The 22,183-nt window shown below is 58.0% G+C and carries 17 protein-coding genes; 6 read left to right on the top strand and 11 right to left on the bottom strand.

The genetic code is table 11. The features are described 5' to 3' along the window. Positions 1-48: 48 nt before the first annotated feature. The 3 genes from ACQQ92_RS06130 to ACQQ92_RS06120 all read right to left on the bottom strand — a co-directional run bounded on the left by ACQQ92_RS06130 (position 49) and on the right by ACQQ92_RS06120 (position 3,823). A complete protein-coding gene (locus tag ACQQ92_RS06130; RefSeq protein WP_427796039.1) occupies positions 49-1,575 on the bottom strand; it encodes an FAD-dependent oxidoreductase in 1,527 nt (508 codons plus the stop codon). A gap of 490 nt (positions 1,576-2,065) precedes the next feature. Then, positions 2,066-3,070, bottom strand: coding sequence for a GGGtGRT protein (locus tag ACQQ92_RS06125; RefSeq protein ID WP_154518278.1), 1,005 nt, complete (start codon positions 3,068-3,070; stop codon positions 2,066-2,068). Between the two features lie 18 nt (positions 3,071-3,088). Then, positions 3,089-3,823, bottom strand: a complete 735-nt coding sequence (locus ACQQ92_RS06120) for an iron-sulfur cluster assembly scaffold protein (RefSeq protein WP_006235554.1) — start codon at positions 3,821-3,823, stop codon at positions 3,089-3,091. Between the two features lie 403 nt (positions 3,824-4,226). Between ACQQ92_RS06120 and ACQQ92_RS06115 the strand changes: the two genes are divergently transcribed. Next, positions 4,227-5,039, top strand: coding sequence for a transposase (locus ACQQ92_RS06115; RefSeq protein WP_427796038.1), 813 nt, complete (start codon positions 4,227-4,229; stop codon positions 5,037-5,039). Positions 5,040-5,672: 633 nt separating this feature from the next. On the opposite strand, the gene sufU is transcribed toward ACQQ92_RS06115, so the two are convergent. From sufU to sufC, 5 genes are read right to left on the bottom strand one after another with little or no spacing between them, the layout of a single operon-like run. Continuing rightward, positions 5,673-6,107, bottom strand: coding sequence for a Fe-S cluster assembly sulfur transfer protein SufU (sufU, locus tag ACQQ92_RS06110; RefSeq protein ID WP_427718807.1), 435 nt, complete (start codon positions 6,105-6,107; stop codon positions 5,673-5,675). Next, positions 6,100-7,425 carry an aminotransferase class V-fold PLP-dependent enzyme gene (locus tag ACQQ92_RS06105; protein ID WP_427796037.1) on the bottom strand — a complete coding sequence of 442 codons (1,326 nt, stop codon included), beginning with the start codon at positions 7,423-7,425 and terminating at the stop codon, positions 6,100-6,102. The genes sufU and ACQQ92_RS06105 overlap by 8 nt, the downstream gene beginning before the upstream one ends. Next, positions 7,422-8,801 (bottom strand): SufB/SufD family protein, encoded by a 1,380-nt coding sequence (locus ACQQ92_RS06100; protein ID WP_427796036.1) that lies wholly within the window; start codon positions 8,799-8,801, stop codon positions 7,422-7,424. The genes ACQQ92_RS06105 and ACQQ92_RS06100 overlap by 4 nt, the downstream gene beginning before the upstream one ends. Next, positions 8,801-10,213: a Fe-S cluster assembly protein SufB gene (sufB, locus tag ACQQ92_RS06095; protein WP_154518287.1), complete on the bottom strand. Its 1,413-nt coding sequence runs from the start codon at positions 10,211-10,213 to the stop codon at positions 8,801-8,803. Before sufB ends, ACQQ92_RS06100 begins: the two co-directional genes overlap by 1 nt. A 12-nt stretch (positions 10,214-10,225) precedes the next feature. Continuing rightward, on the bottom strand, positions 10,226-11,026 hold the full coding sequence (sufC, locus tag ACQQ92_RS06090) for a Fe-S cluster assembly ATPase SufC (protein WP_427794569.1): 801 nt from the start codon (positions 11,024-11,026) through the stop codon (positions 10,226-10,228). A 223-nt stretch (positions 11,027-11,249) separates the two neighbouring features. Between sufC and ACQQ92_RS06085 the strand changes: the two genes are divergently transcribed. The 3 genes from ACQQ92_RS06085 to ACQQ92_RS06075 all read left to right on the top strand — a co-directional run bounded on the left by ACQQ92_RS06085 (position 11,250) and on the right by ACQQ92_RS06075 (position 15,475). Further along, positions 11,250-11,681, top strand: a complete 432-nt coding sequence (locus ACQQ92_RS06085; RefSeq protein WP_154518293.1) for an RrF2 family transcriptional regulator — start codon at positions 11,250-11,252, stop codon at positions 11,679-11,681. A 138-nt stretch (positions 11,682-11,819) separates the two neighbouring features. Further along, entirely contained in the window at positions 11,820-13,475 is a 1,656-nt protein-coding gene (locus ACQQ92_RS06080) for a hypothetical protein (RefSeq protein WP_427796035.1), read from the top strand. A gap of 203 nt (positions 13,476-13,678) precedes the next feature. Further along, positions 13,679-15,475, top strand: a complete 1,797-nt coding sequence (locus ACQQ92_RS06075) for an AAA family ATPase (protein WP_427796034.1) — start codon at positions 13,679-13,681, stop codon at positions 15,473-15,475. A gap of 11 nt (positions 15,476-15,486) precedes the next feature. On the opposite strand, the gene ACQQ92_RS06070 is transcribed toward ACQQ92_RS06075, so the two are convergent. Beyond that, complete coding sequence (locus ACQQ92_RS06070) at positions 15,487-16,506, bottom strand: glycosyltransferase (protein WP_427796033.1); 1,020 nt, start codon at positions 16,504-16,506, stop codon at positions 15,487-15,489. A 231-nt stretch (positions 16,507-16,737) separates the two neighbouring features. On the opposite strand from ACQQ92_RS06070, the gene ACQQ92_RS06065 reads away from it, so the two are divergent. Continuing rightward, positions 16,738-18,078 carry a hypothetical protein gene (locus tag ACQQ92_RS06065; protein ID WP_427795377.1) on the top strand — a complete coding sequence of 447 codons (1,341 nt, stop codon included), beginning with the start codon at positions 16,738-16,740 and terminating at the stop codon, positions 18,076-18,078. 82 nt (positions 18,079-18,160) lie between these two features. Here ACQQ92_RS06065 and ACQQ92_RS06060 read toward each other — a convergent pair whose 3' ends face one another. Together ACQQ92_RS06060 and ACQQ92_RS06055 are read right to left on the bottom strand one after the other, a co-directional pair. Further along, positions 18,161-19,219: an acyltransferase family protein gene (locus ACQQ92_RS06060; protein ID WP_427796032.1), complete on the bottom strand. Its 1,059-nt coding sequence runs from the start codon at positions 19,217-19,219 to the stop codon at positions 18,161-18,163. A 4-nt stretch (positions 19,220-19,223) separates the two neighbouring features. After that, positions 19,224-20,324, bottom strand: a complete 1,101-nt coding sequence (locus tag ACQQ92_RS06055) for a glycosyltransferase family 2 protein (RefSeq protein ID WP_427796031.1) — start codon at positions 20,322-20,324, stop codon at positions 19,224-19,226. 213 nt (positions 20,325-20,537) lie between these two features. On the opposite strand from ACQQ92_RS06055, the gene ACQQ92_RS06050 reads away from it, so the two are divergent. Next, the coding region (locus tag ACQQ92_RS06050) for an N-acetylmuramoyl-L-alanine amidase (protein ID WP_427796030.1) at positions 20,538-22,183 on the top strand (1,646 nt) is incomplete at its 3' end.

Here is a 22,183-nt window from a genome sequence, read left to right as displayed (position 1 = left end):
GCCCATAGATATCGATTAGTTGTGTTCTGCTTTAGATGAGTGTCCAGTTTAGTCCGCTCGATAGTGCGATCCGAGGCTTTCGGTCCGTTTGCGCATGGCTTTGACCATTTCCTGTGCTAGTTGAATCTGCGATTGCAGGCGGGCGAGGGCTGCGATTTCGCTGTCCTGAGCTTTCTGTGTGCTCAAGGTCGTTGCCTCCGTCTTCAAGCCCTCAAGCTCGTGTAGTGCCTTGGATAGGCCCCCTTCGGTGCGGTTGATCATGCAATAGGTACTCATCGTGTGCTTAAGGCCGCGGGTCAGGCGCTCGGCGTCTGTTGTGGCAATGCCATGCTGGGGGAGGGCGACATCCGCCTTTGGGGCCACCTCAGGTGCATTCTGTGCTGCTTGGGCTGCCGAGGCGCCCGCGATGCGCCCAAACACGATGCCGTTGGCGCTTGACAGGCCACCAATGCGATCGGCCCCGTGCATGCCGCCTGTCGCCTCGCCGCAGGCATAGAGGCCCTCAACGCCCGTGTATGCGGTCTTGTCGATTTTGATGCCGCCATTGGCGGCGTGGGCATACATCGCCACACGCATCTCGTCGGTCGGCGCGATGCCGTGCTCGTCTTGTAGCCAGGTGGCAAAGGTCTGCACAAACTCGGGGACGTCCTCGCGGGGGAAGTCGTAGTGGAGCGCCAGACCTTCGGTACCCGCTTGATCGATGGCAAGATCGATGACACGGGAGGCCAAGCGCGAGGTGAAGGGGCCATATCCGGAGCGTTGCTCAAGCAGATCGTCCAGCTTGTCGTCGGCGATATCGACCGGCTGGTCTACATGTACGTAGCGCCAGGTCTTCTCGTTAAAGACAAGGTTGCGCTTGGGCTCGATGAAGCCCGGCATCATCTGCATGAACTCTATATTAGTGAGCGTTGCGCCGTGTGCCAGCGCGATGGCCTGCGAGGAGCTGAGCACGTCGGCGGAAGTGAGGCTTCGCTCGAACAGGCCACCCGTGCCGCCCGCAGCGATGATGGTGGCCTTGGCTGCCATAGGTACGAGATGCTCGTTTGCGCGGTCGTAGAGTACGGTGCCGGTAATCTTTCCGTCCGTATCTTCAACAAGGTCGATAAGCTCGTGGCTGGGGAGCAGGCGAATGCCGAGAGACTTGATCTGGGCCGTACACGCGTCCTCAAGGGGCTTGCGGGTGAGGCCGCGCCAATTGCGTGTCTTATGGTCAAAGCAGGGGATAAATTGCTTTTGCAGGGCGCTCTCGGCGCTTTGCGGGCGTTGGAGCTCAACACCTAGATCCTGCTCGAGCCATTGGATGGCCTGGGGAATACCGTGGACGAACGTCTGGACGAGCGTAGGGTCGGCGACACCGCCGCCGACGGCTTGGATGGTGTCGATAAGATCCTGTTCGTCGTCTTCGTTAACGGGACCGATGAGACCTAGGCCCCAGGTGCCCGGGAAGAAGCTCGATCCGCTCATGGTCTTGCCGGCGCTTGCGACGGCAACGGTCGCGCCCGCGCGTGCCGCTTCTATGGCGGCACAAAGGCCCGCAATGCCAGATCCTATTACCAGTACATCAGTCGATTCCATGGGATTCCTTTCTCGTCCGGCGCATTTTCGCATGGGTGATCGACTAATGCGATGCAAAGGCCGCGCTATTCGGTAAAGGGCGAATATGGCAGGTGGACGTCATACGCATTCGCTGGCTTCGTCTCCGGGCATCTCGTGTTTCGCTGCAACTGATATATCGGACATCTATTTTGGAGTAGTCAATTTGAAACAGGGCTTTACGAGCTGTCCTGCGCCTCGGGTCGATCCGCTCGCCACGAAATGGGCCTATCTACTACGTTTGAGCGGTCACCCTCAACCATACCGAGAATTACAAAATTAAAACCGCAGGTAGACGGCTTATTGATTTTCAAAAACCCGGCTATGGTCGACCTGCGCGGGTTAAACGTAGTAGATGGGCCGGTTTCGTGGAGCAATCCAAAGCGATTGGCTGTTTTGGAATAAAAAAGAGCCGCTACCCGGGTGGATAGCGGCTCCAAAGCTCAGCTATATGAGCATCGCGCGGGCGCGATTAGGCCTTGAGGGCCTCCTCGACGGCGACAGCGCAGGCGACAGTGGCACCGACCATGGGGTTGTTGCCCATGCCGATGAGACCCATCATGTCGACGTGCGCAGGCACGGAGGAAGAACCGGCGAACTGGGCGTCGGAGTGCATACGGCCCATGGTGTCGGTCATGCCGTAGGAGGCAGGGCCGGCGCCCATGTTGTCCGGGTGCAGAGTACGGCCAGTGCCGCCACCAGAAGCGACGGAGAAGTACTTCTTGCCAGCCTCGATGCGCTCCTTCTTGTAGGTGCCAGCGACGGGGTGCTGGAAGCGCGTGGGGTTGGTGGAGTTGCCGGTAATCGAGATGTCGACGTTCTCGTGCCACATGATGGCAACGCCCTCACGGACGTCGTCGGAGCCGTAGCAGTTAACGGCAGCGCGGGGACCATCGGAGTAGGGGATGGTCTCGACGACCTTGAGCTCGCCCGTGTAGTAGTCGAACTGGGTCTTCACGTAGGTGAAGCCGTTGATGCGGGCGATGATCTGGGCGGCGTCCTTGCCCAGACCGTTGAGGATAACGCGCAGCGGCTTCTTACGAGCCTTGTTGGCGTTCAGAGCCAGGCCGATAGCGCCCTCAGCGGCAGCGAAGGACTCGTGGCCGGCCAGGAAGGCGAAGCACTCGGTGTCGTCGGAGAGCAGCATAGCGCCCAGGTTGCCGTGGCCCAGACCGACCTTGCGGTCCTCGGCGACGGAGCCGGGAACGGTGAAGGCCTGGATGCCCTCGCCGATGATGGCGGCAGCCTCAGAAGCGTTCTTGGCGCCACGCTTGACAGCGAGAGCGCAGCCGAGGGTGTAGGCCCACTCGGCGTTCTGGAAGGCGATGGACTGGGTGTTGTTGACGATCTCACGCGGGTTGAAGCCCTTGTCGGTGCAGATCTGCAGAGCTTCCTCGAGGGAGGCGATGCCGTTGTCGGCGAGGCACTTGTTGATCTTGTCAGCGCGGCGCTCGTAACCTTCGAACGTAACAGTCATAGTTATTTCCCTCCCTTTCTACTCGTGAACCGGGAACACGCTGGCGACGGAGTGAGTCTCCTCGTCGGTGCGCGGGTCGATGTACTTGGCAGCGTTCTCCCACTGACCATAGTGGCCCATGGCGCCAGCGATGGCCTCCTCGGGGGTCTTGCCGGCCTTGACGGCGTCGGTGAACTTGCCGAGGTTCAGGAACTCGAACGCGATGATCTCGTTCTTGTCGTTGAGAGCCATGCGGGTGACGTAGCCCTGAGCGAGCTCGAGGTAACGAGCGCCCTTGGCCTTGGTGCCGAACATGGTGCCGACCTGAGAGCGAAGGCCCTTGCCGAGGTCGTCGAGGGAGGCGCCCACGGGCAGGCCGCCCTCGGAGAACGCGGTCTGGCTGCGGCCGTAAACGATCTGCAGGAAGATCTCGCGCATAGCAACGTTGATGGCGTCGCAGACGAGGTCGGTGTTGAGGGCCTCGAGGATGGTCTTGCCGGGAAGGATCTCGGAAGCCATGGCAGCAGAGTGGGTCATGCCTGAGCAGCCGATGGTCTCAACGAGGGCCTCCTCGATGATGCCGTCCTTGACGTTCAGCGTGAGCTTGCAGGCGCCCTGCTGAGGTGCGCACCAACCCACACCGTGCGTAAGACCGGAGATGTCGGAAATCTCCTTAGCCTGGACCCACTTGCCCTCCTCGGGGATGGGTGCGGGGCCGTGGTATGCACCCTTGGCAACGGGGCACATGTTCTCCACTTCCTGTGAGTACTGCATGCCTCTCCTCTCTATCGTATTGGCGTCCCGTCTGGAGGTCGTGGCTGGTGATTGCCGGGCGACCCTTCGAAAGGGACATGACATGCAGCCCCTATAATACCGCGAAATGCACGGAATATTCGGCGAACGGCGCAGTTTTCGTAACGAGAAGCGCGGAACTTTCAATTGAAACGATTTAACAAGCTTGGTTGCGGTTATGCGTTACGTTTTAGGGGGTCAGTTCTGGTCAAGTTATTGGTTAGTTCTTGCCCATGTTGCGGTGTCTAGCCTGTGGTTATGATGCCATTCGCCGTCGGTTTGCCGCCTTTTACCGTCGACGGGTGCCATTTTGCGTGAATGTTTTGATGGCACGTTTCAATCGTGATGTATTGGATGGTAAGCAGGTCCCGGCGAAGGGAGCGCCATGCAGCGTGTTTGGAAAACGATCACCGGTTTTTACCATGTCTGTGCCCGCGGTATGGGCAGTCAGCTGATCTTTGAGAGCGACGAGGACCGGTGGGAGTTTTTGGAGCTGATGCGCGACTGCTGCCGCGATGCCCAGGTAACGATTGTGGCGTGGTGCCTCATGGGCGACCATGTGGATCTGGTACTTTTGGATTATGAGGACAACATGAGTGCAGCCATGCAACGCCTGCTGTTGACGTATGCTCGTCGGTTCAATAAGCGTACCGGGCGTTCGGGCTGCCTGTTCCGGGAACGTTTTGAGCGCCGCTCGCTCGATACCGACCGGCAGGTGATGGAGGCTGTTCGCTCCGTTCACGCCGATCCGCAGGATGCGGGCATCAACCTAATTGAGCGTTATCCCTGGAGCAGCTTTGCGGAGCATCTGCGCGTTTACGACGGTGACGAGGCAGATGCTACGAGGGTATTTTCCGATCCTTCTTGCGTGCTTGAGCTTTTTGGTTCTGCCAAAGCCTTTATTGCCTATTCGCTTTCGACGCCCGACGGCGGCGATCCGGCGATGCGCGATTTGGTAGAGATGGAGTTGGAGCGGCGCGCCTTTGCCGACGAGTTGGCGAAGGGATGCGGGGTTGCGCTCCAGGGGGTTAAAGCGGCGCCGCCGGCGCAGCGCAATATCGTTATTCTTGGATTGCGCGATGCTGGTTTTACGGTGCGCCAGATTGAGCGGTATACGGGGATAAGCAAAAGCACCGCTTCTCGTATTGTGCGCGCCCGTGCTCGAACGGCGGTGCGGACTGATGACAGCCTGGGATAGGGCTGTCTGCCCACTGGGACCATCATTCTAAATGCTTGGACGTTAACTACACTTCTAAATATGCATAGAATGATTGCCGTCTTGCATAAAACAATAGCTCAGTCCGGTTTTGCCCGTGCCTACCCCCGTCCACGCCGTGCAAAAAGCGGAGTTTTCAGCATCGTAGTGCTGTCGGAACTGCTATAACCTTGCAACTTGCGGGCCCCGAGACAATTATTTGTCTGCCAATACGCCCCGAAGCACGCGTTTGCGTCCCCGTAGACCGTAACGCCTGTTCTAAAACGCAATATATACGCGCCCGAAGGCGCTAATTTATGCTCGTGATTTGTATGCACATAGCTTGGCGTGCTGAATACTCGCAAAAATGCACGCCGCACCCTATGGGACCCGTCTGCGGCAGGCAGGAGGCGAGCCGGAGCCTAGTAGGACGGTGCCTGGCGCTTTGCTCGGCGTGCCCCGTGGCCCTGTGGCAAGCCTTTTGTACTGTGAAAAACGATTGTGCTTGCGGTTGGCCGTGCGATAAATGACAGATTGGGTGCCGGAAGCGTGGCTGCGCGTGCGCTCGTTATGAAAAAGCCGAGCCGCCCGTATCGGGCGGCTCGGCAATCAAAAACCTTGGATTCGGGGCATCCGTTACTGGTTAGCCTGACCCTCGAGCATGCCGTCGAGGGTGCGCCAGGCGAGCTCGGCGCATTTGACGCGGGCGGGCATGTGCGAGATGTCCTGGAGCTGAGCGGCCTCGTCTAGGTCTTCCAAGTCTTCCTCGGAGAGCTCCTCGCCACGGATCATGGCGAGGAAAAGCCCTGCCAGACGACGAGCCTCCTCGACCGTTTCGCCCGTGATGAGGTCGGCCATGATGTCGGCGCTGGCCTGGCTGATGGCGCAGCCGTGCCCGGTAAAGGATGCCTCCTCGATTACATCGTTCTCGACACGCAGCTGCAGGGTGAGCTCATCGCCGCAGCTGGGGTTGATGCCGTCGTGCTCGTGCGTGGGCGCATCCATCTCGTACTTGTAGTCGGGGTGGGAGTTGTGCTCCATAAACGTGGTGGAGGTGTACAGATTACCCATTGAACGTGCTCCAAACGTGATGCAGGCCGGCGATGAACTTATCGATATCGGCCTTGTCGTTGTAGAAGGCCACGCTGGCGCGGCAGCAGGCAAGGTTCTCGACGCCCAGCCAGGTGAGCAGCGGCTGCGCGCAGTGGTGACCGGCACGGATGCAGACGCCGTCCATATCCATGATGCTCGCGACGTCGTGAGGGTGGATGCCCTTGACGTTAAAGCTGACGACCCCGTGGTGGTTGTCCCAATAGATGGATCCGATGATCTGGACAAAGTCGAGCTGCATGAGCTCGCCCATCAGGTAGTGGACGAGTGCCTGCTCACGGGCCTGGATGTTTTCGTAGCCCACTGTGTTGACGAGGTAATCAAGCGCCGCGCCCGTGGCGAAGACGCCGGCGGCGTCCTGCGTGCCGGCCTCGAACTTCTCGGGGACGGGCGCCCAGACGGCGTCCTGCTCGGTGACCGAATCGATCATCTCGCCACCGGTAAGCATGGGCGGCATGGCGTTGAGCAGATCCATCTTGCCCCACAGCACGCCGATGCCCATGGGGCCCATGGCCTTGTGCGCGCTAAAGGCAAAGAAGTCGGCTCCCAGATCGGCCACATCGACCGGCATGTGCGGCAGCGACTGCGCGCCGTCGACGACCAGATAGCCGCCATACTTGTGCACGAGCTTGCCGAGGTTCTTGACCGGGTTCTCGACGCCCAGCACGTTAGAGATCTGACCCACGGCCAGAATCTTGGTCTTGGGGCCAACCTTGGCAAGCACTTCCTCGGTCGTGAGCTGACCGGTCTTGGTGGGGTAGAGGTAGACGAGCTTGGCGCCGGTCTCGCGGCAGACCTGCTGCCACGGAATCAGGTTGGAGTGGTGCTCCATGATGGTGATGACGACCTCGTCGCCGGGCTCGAGCACCGTGGGCGCAAAGCTCTTGGCGACCAGGTTGAGCGACTCGCTCGTGTTGCGGGTGAAGACGATCTCGTTGGCCTGGGAGGCGCCGATGAGGTCGGCGATCTGCTGACGCACCTTCGCGATGGCCTCGGTGGCCTCGACGGACAGCGAGTACAGGCCGCGCAGGGGGTTGGCGTTCATACGCTGGTAGAAGTCACGCTCGGCGTCGAGCACGCAGGCGGGGCGCTGCGCGGTGGCGGCGCTATCGAGGAAGGCGATCTCGGGGTGCTGCTGGAACAGCGGGAACTGCGCCTTGTAGGGATTGGTCTCGATGTCGACGGTAGGCCAGCCACGCGAGGCCTCATCGCTGGCGTCGAACTCCATGGGCTCGGGGGCAGTACAGGTATCGCATTTAACGTGCTCGGTGTCGATCATGCGAGCTCCTCCTCAAAGTTATCGATCAGGTTGTTGCCCAGGCGGACGACGGCGGCGCGGGTGCGCTCGTCGGCGGCGGAAAGTGCGGCGTCCTCCAGCTTGGCACGGATGAACAGGTCCTCGGCGGCGTTTTGGTCAAGGCCGCGGCAGGCGAGGTAGAACAGCTGCTCGTCGCGGACGTGGCCGATGGTGGCGCCGTGGTTGCCGGCGACGTCGTCCTCGTCGCAGAGGATGACGGGAACGGTCTTGTTGTCGACGCCCTTGTTGGCCAAGAGCACCGTCTCGCGCTCGGTGCCGACGGCACCCTTGCAGCCGTGCACGAGGTCGATGGTGCCGCGGTAGACCTTCTTGGACGTGCCGGTCAGCACGCCGTTGGCATCGATTTCGCACTCGGTCTTGCGGCCGCGGTGACGAAGCTCGTAGTTAAAGTCGCGTACCTGCTGGCGGGCACCCAGGTAATCGGTGTCAATCGTCACCTTGGCGGTATCGCCCAGCAGGTCGCCGGCAAGGCCGGTGGCGCTGGCGCCAGCACCCAGTACGGTGTGCTGCACGTTGACGCGTGCGCCCTCGTCCAGGAACAGGCCGGTGTCGTCGAGCGCGATCCAGCTGTCGTCGAGCGTCTGCGTGCAGGTCACGTTGACGGTGGCGTACTCGTGAGCACACACGCGCAGCACGGAGCCCACGACGCCCTCGCCGGTAACGGGGGAGTCCAGGGCGATCTGCAGGTCGAGCGTTGCCTGCGGGCGGGCGACGACATCGATGGCGGCGATGGCAGCGGCGACATCGACGCCGCTCACGCGCACGGTGACCGTGGCACGGCCGTAGGCGGGCACATCGATGACGATACGCTTGGTGGCATGGTCGGCCAGATAGGTGTAGGCGGCCTCGCCCATGCCGGTCTCGAAGGCCTCGGCGGGGGAGAGCTCCTCCTCGAGCTTGATGGCGCCGGCCTGGTAGACGGAAGTGGCGGGCACGTCGAGCTCGGTCTCGGGCGTGATGCGGGCGCGGTCGGCGGCGTCGCCGGGGGCAGAGGCGCGGCGCTCGGGGAAGCGCTCGGCCATGGCGTCCATGGCGGCATCGAAGGCGTCGGCCGCGCCATGGATCTGCTCGTCCAGGCCCTCGACCTCAACGGCCTCGGCGGGAGCGGCGGCAAGTTCGTCCGAAAGCTCGAGCTTAGTCTGGTTCATCTTGAGCCAACCCCAAGTGGCAGCCGGCATCGCGTTGACGCCCCCGATCTCCTGCAGCACGCCGTCTCGGGGCTCCGACCCTCCTCGCGTACCTTTAGTACGCGTCGTCGGGCTCGTCGCTCCCGATACGTCGCACTGCAGAAGCTCGGATGACGTAAATGCGTTCGGCGTGTTGGTGGTCTGTTTCATTATCCGATCGCTCCTTCCATCTCGAGCTTGATCAGGTTGTTCATCTCGACGGCGTACTCAAGCGGCAGCTCCTTGGAGACCGGGTTGGCAAAGCCGTTGACGATCATGGTGCGGGCCTCTTCCTCCGAGATGCCGCGGCTCATCAGATAGAACACCTTGTCGTCGCCGATGCGGCCGATGGTGGCCTCGTGGCCGATGTCGACGTTCTTGGCGCGGATGTCCATGGCGGGGATGGTGTCGGAGCGGCTTTGGTCGTCGAGCATCAGCGACTGGCAGCTCACGGTTGCCTTGGAGCCCTCGGCCTTGGGCGTGGCCACGATGGAGCTGCGGAAGGTCTGGATGCCACCGCTCTTGGAGATGCCCTTGGTCTCGACGGTTGCCGAGGTATCGGGCGCGTTGAGCACGACTTTGCAGCCGGTATCGAGGTTCTGGCCGGCGCCGGCAAAGGTGATGCCGGTAAAGCTCGAGCGGGCGCGGCGGCCGTTGAGCACACTCATGGGGTAGAGGTAGCCCACGTGGCTGCCGAAGGAGCCGCTGATCCACTCGATGTCGCCGTCCTCGTCCACGCGCGCACGTTTGGTGTTGAGGTTGTACATGTTCTTGGACCAGTTCTCGATGGTCGAATAGCGCAGGTGTGCGCGCTTGCCCACAAAGAGCTCCACAGCGCCGGCGTGGAGGTTGGCCACGTTGTACTTGGGCGCGGAGCAACCTTCAATGAAGTGCAGGTCGGCATCGTCCTCGACGATGATGAGCGTGTGCTCAAACTGGCCGGCGCCCTTGGCGTTGAGGCGGAAGTAGCTCTGCAGCGGAAAATCGAGCTTGGTGCCCTTGGGCACGTAGACAAACGAGCCGCCCGACCATACGGCGCCATGCAGGGCCGCAAACTTGTGGTCGGTGGGCGGGATGAGCGTCATAAACTTCTCGTGGATGAGCGGCTCCCACCGCGGGTCGTGCAGGGCCTCCTCGATGCCGGAGTAGACGATGCCCATCTTGGACGCGGTGTCCTGCATGTTGTGGTAGACGAGCTCGGAGTCGTACTGCGCGCCGACGCCCGCCAGGTAGCTGCGCTCGGCCTCGGGGATGCCCAGGCGCTCAAAGGTGTTCTTGATGTCGTCGGGCACCGACTCCCAGTCGTGCTTTTGGTCGGTGTTGGGCTTGACGTAGGTGACGATGTTGTCCATGTCCAGGCCCTCGATGGAGGGGCCCCACGTCGGGTCGGGAAAACGGTTGAAAATCTCGAGGGACTTGAGGCGCAGGTCGAGCATCCACTGCGGCTCGTCCTTTTTGGCGCTGATCTCGCGCACGATGTCGGGCGTGATGCCGGCGTCGAGGCGCTCGAATCCCTCCTCGCCATAGGTGAAGTCGTAGAGGCTGCGGTCGATGTCCGCGACCTCGGTGCGGTTCTTGGTCATTGCGTCGCCCCTTTACGCCTGCTGCTCGGCAGCGGCTGCCTCGGCCTGGGCGCGCTGCTCGGCGGCCTCGCGCTCGAAGGTCTCAAAGCCGTTCTTGTCGATCCAAGGGATCAGCGAGGCATCGTCCTCGCGCACGATGTGGCCCTTGACCATAACGTGGACGCGGTCGACATCCAGGTGCTCCAGGATGCGCGTGTTGTGCGTGATGATGAGCATGGAACCGTTGCAGCTCTTGCGGTAGGCGTCCATGCCGTGGCTGACGGTGGACAGGGCGTCGACGTCCAGGCCGGAGTCGGTCTCGTCCAGGATGGCGAGTTTGGGCTGCAGCAGCAGAAGCTGGAGCATCTCGACCTTCTTTTTCTCGCCGCCCGAGAAGCCTACGCCCAGCTCGCGGTTGAGGTAAGCGGTATCCATGTTGAGCTCGGCCGCGAGTTCCTTGACGCGACGGCGGAATTCCTTGCCCTTCATCTCCAGGCCGGGGCGGCCGGCGATGCTGGCGCGCAAAAAGCTCGACAGCGGCACGCCCGGGATCTCGACCGGAGCCTGGAAGCTCAGGAACAGGCCGGCGCGCGAACGCTTGTCGGTGGTGAGCTCGGTGATGTCCTGGCCGTCAAAGACGATGCGGCCGTTCTGCACGGTGTAGACGGGGTCGCCCATGACCAGGTGGCCGAGGGTGGACTTGCCGGCGCCGTTGGGTCCCATCAGCACATGGGTCTCGCCGGCGGCGACGTTGAGGTTGACGTTGTGGAGGATGGTCTTCTCGTCCACGGAGGCGGTCAGACCTTCGATGGAAAGCAGCGGATTTGCGCTCATGCTGTCCCTCTCTGTATATGGTGTACTCATAGGTGTACTAAACCCTAGGAATCTTCTCGGAATAAAGTTACTATGGGTTCGGCGTTAGTCAAGGGAAAACCCGACTAATCCACTCGACTTTTCAGATGTGGGACATAATAATCGGGATTGTCTGTCCCACACGCTTGGCATCGGGGGCAAACTCTGCTGATGATTTTTTCTCAAGCGCACCGGGAGGGTAGGTATGCTCATTTCTTCTAAGGGCCGCTATGCCCTCCGTTTGATGATTTATATCGCGGCGCTCGGTGACGCCGAGGGCAAAATCGCCCTGCGCGAGATTGCCGACCGCGAGCATATTTCGCAAAAGTATTTGGAGCAGCTGGTCCGTCCGCTTATGAAGGCGGGCCTGCTCAAGAGTGTGCGCGGCAAGGGCGGCGGCTACATGATGGCCGTGGACCCGGCCGAGGTGCGAGCCGGCGATATACTGCGCGCCGTCGAGGGCAGCACGGCGCCCGTCGCATGCGATGGCATCGATAACAACTGCACTCGCAGCGATCTGTGCTCTACTGTGAAGTTCTGGCGCGGTCTGGACGACGTGATTGAAAAGTACGTCGACGGCGTGACGTTGGCCGACTTGGCGGCCGTGCCCGAGATTAACTTCGATATCAAGCTGTAACTCGAGCGCAATTCCTCAAGATTTCGCGGAGGGCGTTACCGTTTGTCGAGTTGCTGTTGTACGACATCGGTCTTGCTGCGATACTTAAATCTATCTTTGCAAACTGCACTTTAACTACACCAATGCAAGGAGGATCTTATGCAGCCCAAGCATTCTGCGATTGTTGCCGGATTGACGCTGGCTCTTTCGTTTGGCGCCGTTGCCGCGCCCGCGCCCGCTGCTGCGGATGAGCCCACGCCGGGCGTTGCCTCGGATGCCACCGATATCGATAAGGGCCTTTATACCCAGCAGTCTTTCTCGGGCGTGCTGAGGTCGGTCCAAGGCGTCTCGTTTGTCAATGTGACCAGCGAGATGAAGTACTTTACCAAGTATGAGAGCCACGGCAACTATAACCAGGGCTTTTCGTATGGCGACGGCTATAACGCGCTGGGCTATTACCAGTTCGACCGACGCTGGTCGCTCGTCCCGTTTATGAAGCAGGTCTATAACTACAATCCTGCCAAGTACGGCATGCTTAAGTCTGCAATTGACCGCGGGAGCGATATCTCCAACGCAAGCAACCCCATGTATTCGAACGGTCAGCTGACGGATCTGGGCCGCATTGCACAGGAGGCCTTCCAGGGCGCCTATAACGCCGATCCGGCTGAGTTCTCGGCGCTGCAAGATTCATATGCATACAACTCCTATTACGCGGTGACCGAGGCCTGGCTCAAGAGCGCGCTTGGTATTGATATCTCTGGCCGCGCCGATTGCGTCAAGGGTATGGTGTGGAGCATCACCAACATGTGCGGCACCTATGGCTGCCAGGACTTTTTCCGCTGGGCAAATCTTACAAACGATATGACCGACCGTGAATTTGTGACGGCGCTTTCCAGCAGCGTGGTCAATAACGTTGCCCGTAAGTACTCGAGCCAGCCGCAATATCACGCGGGCTGGAAGAACCGTTACAAGAACGAGCTTAAGGATTGTCTGGTCTATATTACCGAGGACGAGGCCGCGGCGACGCCGCCGGTCGAGCCTCAACCTGAGCCTGAGCCCGAGCCTGAACCCGAGCCCGAGCCCGTGACTCCGGCGCCCGCCGCTCCCGTTGCTCCCTCTGGGCCTAGTGCCGATACCAATGGTGCTGACGAGGATACCGTCGATACTCCTTCGAACGATGCCGGAGCAAGCGATGGAAATGGCGATGTCGGTTCGGCCGGCAGCGCGGGGTCTGCCTCGCCTTCGAATTCCGCAGATGCTGCGGCAGGGTCTGGTTCTTCCGCCGGTGGATCGACTGCCGGTTCGAGCGACTCGTCGACGAATGGCAAACCCTCTGCGAGCGAACAACTTGGCTCCATGTTTGGCTCCTCGCTGATGGTTGACATCAACAGCAGCTCGTCTTCCAAGAAGGATGGCTCCGACCAGGGCGCTACGGAAAAGACCGAGGATGCTAAGGGCGATTCGAAAGACGAGGGTTCTAAGGGGTCTGATTCCGACAAGGGCACGGAATCAGACGGTGCGGAATCGAAGGATCCCCGCCTTGATAAGGATGGCAAGCACACGGACGACAATGGGTCCAAGGGCCTGGTTGATGATGCCGCCGACCAGAACCAGGGTAAGACCAAGGTTGTGACTGCTTCAGCCACGACGACTGAGTCCTCTAAGGGCAGCATGCCCAAGACGGGTGACTTGATTTTGATGGCGAGCCTTGCCAGCGCGAGCTTGGCCACATTGGGCGCTACGTCTATTGTGAGCGGTAAGCATAAACTTGACCAGCAAAACAAAGACGCTGCGGAGAAAGACGCCCAAAAGTAGGCTCTCAGCGAGTGTTTTGCCTTAGGGATTGAAATAGGGGCCCGATGCGATAGCACCGGACCCCTATTTGTTGCGAATCGTTTTGTTATGCCCCCCCTTATGGAGTCATTTCTACCGTTACCCGAATCATTTGTTGAACAATAAAATTGTTATCAAGATGGTCGCTAAAATGGCATCGTTATTCTAAAAGGGGAGATAAAACGGTGTCTGAACAGGCAATATATGATATTGATAACACCTTTGACGTAAAGTTGCTCAATCCCGGCGGAAATGTTGTTCTGCCGATTGATATTCATGATTTTGCCGACGCCGCCGATCATTGTGTCTTAGTTGATAAGACCATGTTTATTGCCGATATCTTAGATTGCGAATCGACTGTGGCGCTCTGTTGTCGGCCTCATGGTTTTGGCAAGAGTATGAACCTCTCCATGCTCAAATGTTATCTGGAGCGTCCTGTGCCCGGCTCGTCGAGCGTGAATCTGTTCATCGGTAGCCAAATATGGGACGCAGAAGATGGCATCTATCGTGATGAGTATGCACGCTATCCGGTCATTGTTTTGGATTTTTCTGCTTCCTCCTATCGAGGCGCCGATGCCGAGGCCGCCATGCGCGATGTCGTCGCTCGTGAGTGCGCTCGTCTGTTGCCGCTACTGGATGTTCCCGATTTAGCGCGCGGCGACGTGCGCCATATCGAGCGCGTAGCGCGCGGTGTTGCCGCTCCTGATGAAATCGATTCGGCTCTTGGCGTGTTAATCGAGCTCCTCTGTATGGCATGTGATGAACAGGTTGTGCTGCTGGTTGATGGGTATGACGCGGCGTTTACGAATCATATGCAGGCGAAGGGCGCCTATGGCTCGTGCTTTGTCGAGTTGCTTGACCGCTTGCTTTTTGAGGGCATTGTCTCCTCGATCGATTCTTTGCGGCTGGTTTGCTTGATGGGGGAGCGACCCGGCCCCGCACAGGCGGCATTTGCGCATCGCAACTGCCCGTATTGTTTGGCTTCTCCCTTGTCGAGCTGGTGCGATCGCTGGTTTGGTTTTTCGGATGCCGAAAACAGGGCGCTGCTAGATTGCACTGGTCAGAGCGACAGACTGGCTTGCGCGCGCGAATGGTTCGAAGGCTACCGGTTTGGCGGGTTCTATTGTTCGAACCCGGCTCGTGTGGTTGAGTTCTTGGCTCGGGGCTGCCTGCCGCCAACGCGCTTTGATGTATGTTGCTATGCCGATTGTCTGAACGAGACTGTGGGCGCCTGGGATTTAAGATGGCTTGCGGCAATGTTTGATTTGCTTAATCCGTATGGCTGTGTTGAGGCGCCACTGTGCTTGGACGCCGTGAAGCCTGATGCCGGGACAGCAGAAGGTATTTGGACCGATTTGTATCTGAGTGGACTCCTGACGACAGATGCGACCGATCACCAGGCGGACGGCAGTCTGCCCCGCGCCCTGCGCCTTCCCAATAACGAGCTCCGGTATGCGATGCGTCTTGTGATTATCGAATGGTTCGAGTGCGCTGCCGAGAGTGCCGAGACTATCGATGATTTCCAAGAGGGTCTTTGCCGCGGAGACGAGCGTGCAGTTAGGCGAGCTTTGGACGCAATTATTGATGACTTGGGCGTCGAAGGAGATGAGTCGGATTTGCTACTGGCTTTTCGTTTGGCACTGCAGGGTCTTTGTTTTGGGTTGCCTGGGTATGCCGACCCCGTTACAAAACGAGCGCACGGTTTGGAGTTTGGGGGTTTCCAGGTGTTTCCGACCGTCAATACCTTTGATGCGGCGGATACGCTTGGCATATTGGATAGCCGCCCGCTTATCTCGGTCAGCATGCTGTACGCCCCCGATGTCGATGCGTTGGGCCTAGAGCTTCTGTCGGTACAGGCATTGCTCAATATCGAACGGAGCGGTCTCGACGACATTCGCGTGCCACGTCCTGCTGTGGGCCGCATGCGCTGGGGGTTTGGCTTTGATGGGCAACGAGTTACCGTCGCGTGTCAGAAGTTATAGGAGGGCCGGCTTTACTCGGTTTCTTTCATGGGCGGCATGGGCTTCCAGTTGGGGTCGCGTACGATTTTGCGGGCATCCTTCATGCCACGGCGCAGCGCCGGAATGCCGGTCTTAAAGCACTTGTCGACGGCGGCAAGGCGGATAAACTCCTTGCAGAAGGTCGCCACATTGCCCAAACGGAACAAAATGGGGTGGTAATCACCGTAGATCTGCATGTAGCGGGCCAAGTAGCCGCGGTTGCGCATGATGTAGTAGCGATTGGTGTCACTGGTAGAGTTGAGCTGGCGTTTGCCGGCGATATCCCAGTTGGAGACGGCGCGGGCGCGCTTGAGCACCACGTCGGCAACCACGGCGGCAGGGAAGTGTTGGCTGGCGACATAGCCATAGCAGGCGTCGTCGCCGTAGATAAAGAAACGAGCGTCGGGCAGGCCGATCTTGTCGACAACGCGGCGTGAGAACAGGCCACCCTCAAAGCACAGCTGGTTCATGGCGCGGTAGCCCTCGGGGCCCAGGTCCCACTTAGCGATGGGGTTGGGGATGCCAAGCGAAAGGATCAGCTGGTACTGCCAAAAGAAGGCGCCGCCGTCAAAGTCCAGGCGCGAACCCTGGATGACGTCGTAGCGGTCGGTCCACTTGGCCAGGCGCTCGATGCCCTCCGGGATGACGAGCACGTCGTCGTCCATCACCCAAAACCACTGGGCGCCCAGATCGTAGGCGCACTTGGTTCCGGCGGAGAAGCCGCCCGCACCGCCGCCGTTTTCGAGCTGCGGGGCGTAGATGACGCGGTCGGTGCCGCCCTGCGCGTCGGGCTGATCGGCGTCGATGCCCCACAGGTTGGCGAGGCGCTCGTTAAACGCCGCGCACATGGCTTCGGTCTCGTGCGAATTCTCGTTGTCGACGATTACGATACGCCACGGCGCGGCCGTGAGCTCGGTCATGGAGTCGAACAGGTTGGCCAGAAGTTCCTGGCGCTTGTACGTGACGACGACGATGGCGAGCTTGTCGATGGGAGCGGGGAGGGTAGAAGTCATGAACGAGAATATCCTTTCGCGTGGGCAGCATATCGGCCCTGCGGAATAAACAACGTGTCCCATGGGACACGACTATTGTAAGCGTAGGCGGGCGCCCGCGGGTAATGTTCCGCTAATCACCAAGAACGTTTGCTACAAGCCTGGTTGACGTGTGGCGAGATTTCAAGCGCGCATTGTGGTATTACGTAGGTGCCGATTCCTGTGGACGCGATCTTTCTGTTTGGATGCCCTGTGAATAAAACTCGTTTAGCTTCCTTTGCCGATAGCCTTCCCGTCAAGGTCATGTTGCTGTTTTTGGTTTTTCAGGTCGCATTTGTCCTGAGCAATACCGCGGCGAATTGCCTGCCGAGGCCCGTTGTCGAGTCACATGCGCAGGGTTCGGAGTCCTCTGCCCTGTTGTCTGACATGTATGTCTACGACCACCGTGTTGCAGCTGGTCCTGTTTGCTTTGATAACAATCGCTTTATCATTGAAGTCGCACAGCAAAAGGACCAAGGTTCTCCGTTTAAGACGATGACTGTTGCCGAGATTGATGACGTTACGAAAGCCGGCGGGATTACGCATCAGCAGTACTACCGGTATTGGCATGGATGGCAGCTACTTACGAATGTCTGCCTGTTTATTGGTGGTATCGACGTTGTCGTGGTGCCTGCGGCCGCTCTGGCGATTGCCGGCTCCGCTTGCGCTTACGTTGCCTTACGGAAGCGATTTTCAAAGCCATTGACGTTGGGGTTTCTTACAATCCTGCTGTTCTCGACCAATCTGTTTTTCAATTTTATCGGTGATCTGCTGCTGTGCATCTCGTTCTTCGTGGCGCTCATCATGATGTCTTGCATGAGCCTTCGTTTGGGCTTGGCCCCGAACGCACGGGTTTTCACAAGCCGCCTTGTCCTTTGGTCGATAGCGACGGGCGCCGTTTTTTCGTTTCTTGACTTTTTAACGATTCCTGCCGCAGTTGTCGCCCTGCATTGCTTTTTCGCCTTCATTGCGCTCCCCAAGGGTGTGCGCCCCAAGCGTTGCGTCGTCACGATGCTGCAGGCGCTCTTTGGGTTTGGGCTTTCGTTTGTGTTTACCTGGGCGATGAAATGGGTTGTCGCGGCATTTGTGCTGGGCTGGGACGAGGTCTTTTCGAACGTTCTGGGCGAGATGGGCCTTTGGTCTGCGCATGGGACTTCGTCACTGTTGCCCCAGGCTGACTGGCCTCAGATTTTGAAGGAGTTTTATTGCATGAGCCCGCAGCTGTTCGCCATTTGCTCAACTGCCGGTTATGCGATGATCTCGAACGTCGTTTGCCTTGTTTCGTTTGCTGCCGTATTGGCGATTTGGGTTGCCGTGCTCGTTTGCTCGATACGGGGCGGCGCGCAAGACGGTCGTCGGTGCAAGGTGTTGATTCAGTCGCTGCTCATGGCACTGCCTCTGGTTGTTGTTCTGGGTAGTTTCGTTGTTATGCATGACCATGCGATCGTTCATATTCCGGTATTTGGCTGCAAGAATTGGGCGATTGTCTTTGCGATTTTATTTGTTTCGGGTGTAAGCGCGCTTCGTGGTCTGAGGAGTCAGAAGGTCGCTTAGCCGTTCATACGGGCCTTGATGGACTCGACTACGGCCCTGCGAACGATATCCACGAGGAGTAGGGCAAGCGCGAGGCAAAGGCTCATAAGGATTCCGAGCAAAATGGCGGCGGCTGGACGGGGCTCTCCCGTTTGGATGCCTCTCGCCATGGTGTAGATTGCCTTGTCGAAGATGGGGCGCCAGACATTGCAGGTAAACGATTGTACGGCGTAGAAAGCGAGTGTTCCTGCGGCGAGAGATATGATTGTCTTGTCTGCAACTGGGACTTCGTGGCGCGGCTGATGGAGCGCTGCGGCGGCAACGGATGCGGTGGCCAAGATAAAGGATATGACGGAAGTGGACTTGTAGGAGAGCTTCCAGAGCGCGTCGTACTGGCTATTTGCCGATAGCAGAAGCTCGAGTGCGATGGTGCGGCAACGAGTCCGATGAGTATGATCTTGGATTTTTGAGCGCCAGATGCGTTGCCGTGGTATTCGAGGGCAAACCGCATTTCTCCAGCTGCAATAAACGCGACCAGGTAGGTAACGGCGCTCATGAGCTTGCGCCACAAAACGATACCGGCAGCTTCGTTTGTCGTCGCCGCGATGTAGCAATTGATTCCAAATGTTGTGAGCACGAGGAGCGCTACGACAAACGGGGCCCTTATGCTGTTGATTCGCTGTCGTATCAGCGCAATCACTGGGACAAGCAATACGGAGACGGCGTAGACCCAGATAAACTCGATGCCCAACGTGAGCCAGCCAATCTCATGCAGCGAGATTTCTGGTAGGGGATAGACGTACATCGAAACAAACAGGCAGGTGGCGCAATAAAAGAGCGTGGGCAAGACGATCTTTTTGAGGCGATCAAGCGATTTAAGCGTGAGACCCTGCGCGGATGAACCGTTTTGGAGGGCGCGTACCGCCGAGGGAATAAGGAAGTATCCCGAGATCATAAAGAAGACCTCGTTGGCCCAGCAGCCCAGCAGGTTGATAAAGCCGAGCGCGCCGGAGTAAGGGAAGACAGCGAGCGGCGCGTATTCCGGTAGGCTGGTGCAGACGGCTTGGAAGGTCCACTGAAAGGTATGGAACACCGCGATACCGGCGACCGCTACCAAGCGCAGCGCCTCGATGGAGGTATTTCTGCTTGCTTTGCTGCCCATCAGACTATTTTCCAGCGCGTGCGTTGTATGAACCAAAGTGCGATGTGATCATTTTTAGAGTCTGCTTGGGGCCCTTGTTCCATACGTTATACAAGCCTTCGCCCACGAGGTCCTTGGCGTATGCGCAGTAGCTGATTTTTGGATTGGCGATGCCCATATACTCGGCATAGAGCTTTTTGGCCGCGGGGGTAACGCGAGGATTGGCAAATACCAGCTCTTGCGGCATGCGTTCGAACATCCTGTGGATCGCCCGCTCGATTTCGGGGTGCCCCTCAATTCCGGTGTGCTCGATCATGATGCCCATATAGGTGAAACCGCGTGTGATTTGCGGTGTCCAAACGGCAGGGTCGGTGACGTTGAGCCGTTCAAGAATATCGACCATATCGTTCCAGCGATTAAACGGTATCAAGGGGTCACGCTTGGCCAACGCGGCTGCCTTTTCGGGCGTTTCCTCGCGATAGCAGTAATACGGCTTGGGCCAGTAAGCGATCGCCTTTGCCTGGCAGAGCGTTTCGACAAGGAATGGATTGTCGGCCCAGCCTGCGCCGGGGATTTCCTTAAACCAGATATTGTTTTGCATCAGGAAATTGCGACGATAGATTGCCGACCAAATGGACGGATGATGGGCCAGCAGGTGTGGAGCGTCGTGAATGGTGAACGGTTGCCGAGGCGGTTTAATGCGACCGCGATATGCGCAATGTAGCTTGACCTCTTGGGGGGTATCGGGGTTGCGAATGATCCAATACGGGGTCTCGATAATATCGAGCTTGTTCGGATCGCCAAATTCGCGCTTGGCAAAGGCAAGCATGTCGGAGTACATTCCGGGCTCGATCCAGTCATCGGGTTCGAGGATGGCAATCCAGTCGCCCTTTGCCTCGCGAATGCCCAGATTGCAGGTTGCGCCGTAACCCTGGTTTGCCTTATCGATCACTCGAACGCGCGAGTCGCGCGCAGCGAAATCTTGCATAATGGCGAGCGAGTTGTCGGTGGATCCGTCGTTGATTGCGAGGATTTCCAGCTCAATTTTCTTTTCGTTTAATAGGCTGCCTATAGCCTGAGAAAGATACGGCTCGGCATTGTAAGTAGGCACGATTACGGTCAGCATTCAAACACTTTCTCTAGGCGATTTGGAAGAATTATACCTAATTGCGTTTGCAACGGTTTTAGTTGCGTTTGGGTGGAGGCAACGGTAAGGGTTGCTTATTTAGCAGGTGACCAAACGAGCCGGGACTCTCCGTTCGTGCCATCTTGATTCAACACGATTCCTTTCGATGACAATTGTTCAAAAGAAGAGATAATTGATGGATAATGTTGCAACATGGATATTCATTTTGACTGGGGATTCAATATGAAAAAGGTTTTACGTGCTGCAACTTCTTTTTCTTTGGCTGCTCTTCTGACATTTTCGTCATTGATGAGTCCTGTACTTGCTGCTTACGGGTTGAACGAGGCACAGCCCGCTGAAGCTATGACGAATGTGGCTTCTGCAGGCGATGACGGAGTGGCTGCACGCGGTGACGATGTTGAAGGCAGCGAGGCCATCGTCGACCAATCTCCGGTTGAAGGGGATAGTGAGGCTATCGACTCGTTGAGCCAAGGCGCAACTGAAAGCGATGTCAAGACCGATCAACAGGTCGATTCGGTCGAGTCGACCTTCCAATACGTTTACCTGGCCTTCCCAAGTCTTCCCTCTGGAGCTGATCAGGTCATTGCTTTTGCTACGCCTAATGACGGCGAAGTTCTTTCCTCTGCTACGCTTGGCTATGTGAGTGCCAACGGCGTAAAGGGCTCTGTCGACGCGTCTGCTACGGCTGATAATTCTGCCGCCTTTACCTTTGGCGCAAAACTCGAAGCTAATACTTATTTCCTTACTTCGATTTCGTATTATCTAGAGGGAGATGGGACTGAACATAAGATCGATCTTTCTGATCGAGATTATTCGTTCACCCTCGTAGATAGCTCTATGAACTCCGAGGGCACATCTGTTTATTATGCAGATGGGGATGGAAATGCTGTTGAGGCACAGTCTATTCAGCAGGCGTTGGAGTGCGCCGATTCTCCGGATGGTGTTTCTACTTATGCCGCTCGCTCCGCTCGCAACGTTAGCGTAGTCGCTCTTGATGCTGGTCATGGTGGATCTGACCCCGGTGCGCAGGGTAATGGCAAAAGCGAGGCCGATCTTACCTGGAAGATAGTGACGGCATGCAAGAATAAGCTCGAGGCATACGGTTTCAAGGTTGTTCTTGCCCGTGAACAATACGGCAATTATTCCGGCAATGATTTTCTATATCGCGTCCAGCGCTGCATTGATCAGGGCGCGCAAGCATTCGTGAGCTTTCATATCAATTCCGGTCCTTCCGCCGCTCATGGCGCTGAGGTTTACGCCCCCACCGCAAATGGATCAGACTATACACAGGTTTCTGTTGAGCTTGCCAATAAGGTTATGAATAACCTTGCTGCTATGGGTCTTACGTACCGCGGTGTTTTACAGATGCAAGTGGGAGATGAGTTTGCGGTAATCCGATGCGCCCGCGAGCAGGGGATCCCTGGCATCTTAATTGAACATGGCTTTATTTCGAATTCCGGCGATGTCGCTAACTACTTTTCTGATGATGGCTGTCGTCGTCTTGGCGAGGCTGATGCCGCTGCTATTATTGCGCAGTTTCCGCACCCTTATTCCATTGATGGAATTACATTCTCTGAAGAATTAGGGCGTGCTGGATCTTCCATTAAGATTGGCGTGAATGTTACCGGTAAGACCGATGATCTTAAGTACAAATTTGTTTGGCATAAAGTTGGAGCCGATTGGAACAGCTCAAATTGGGGTGTAATTGGTCAAGATTTGACCAGCCCGTCTGTTACTTGGACTTTGCCGCAAGCTGGTGAATACGAAATTTATGCCGATGTTGTCGACTCCAATGGTTATATATCGAGCACTTCTAAATATAAAGTAGTCAATTGGTC

The sequence above is a fragment of the Collinsella sp. SGI.241 genome (assembly GCF_050312955.1).
GTDB lineage: Bacteria > Actinomycetota > Coriobacteriia > Coriobacteriales > Coriobacteriaceae > Collinsella.
The sequence above is the reverse complement of the archived record's forward strand: the minus strand, read 5'-3'. Positions and strand labels throughout refer to the sequence as shown.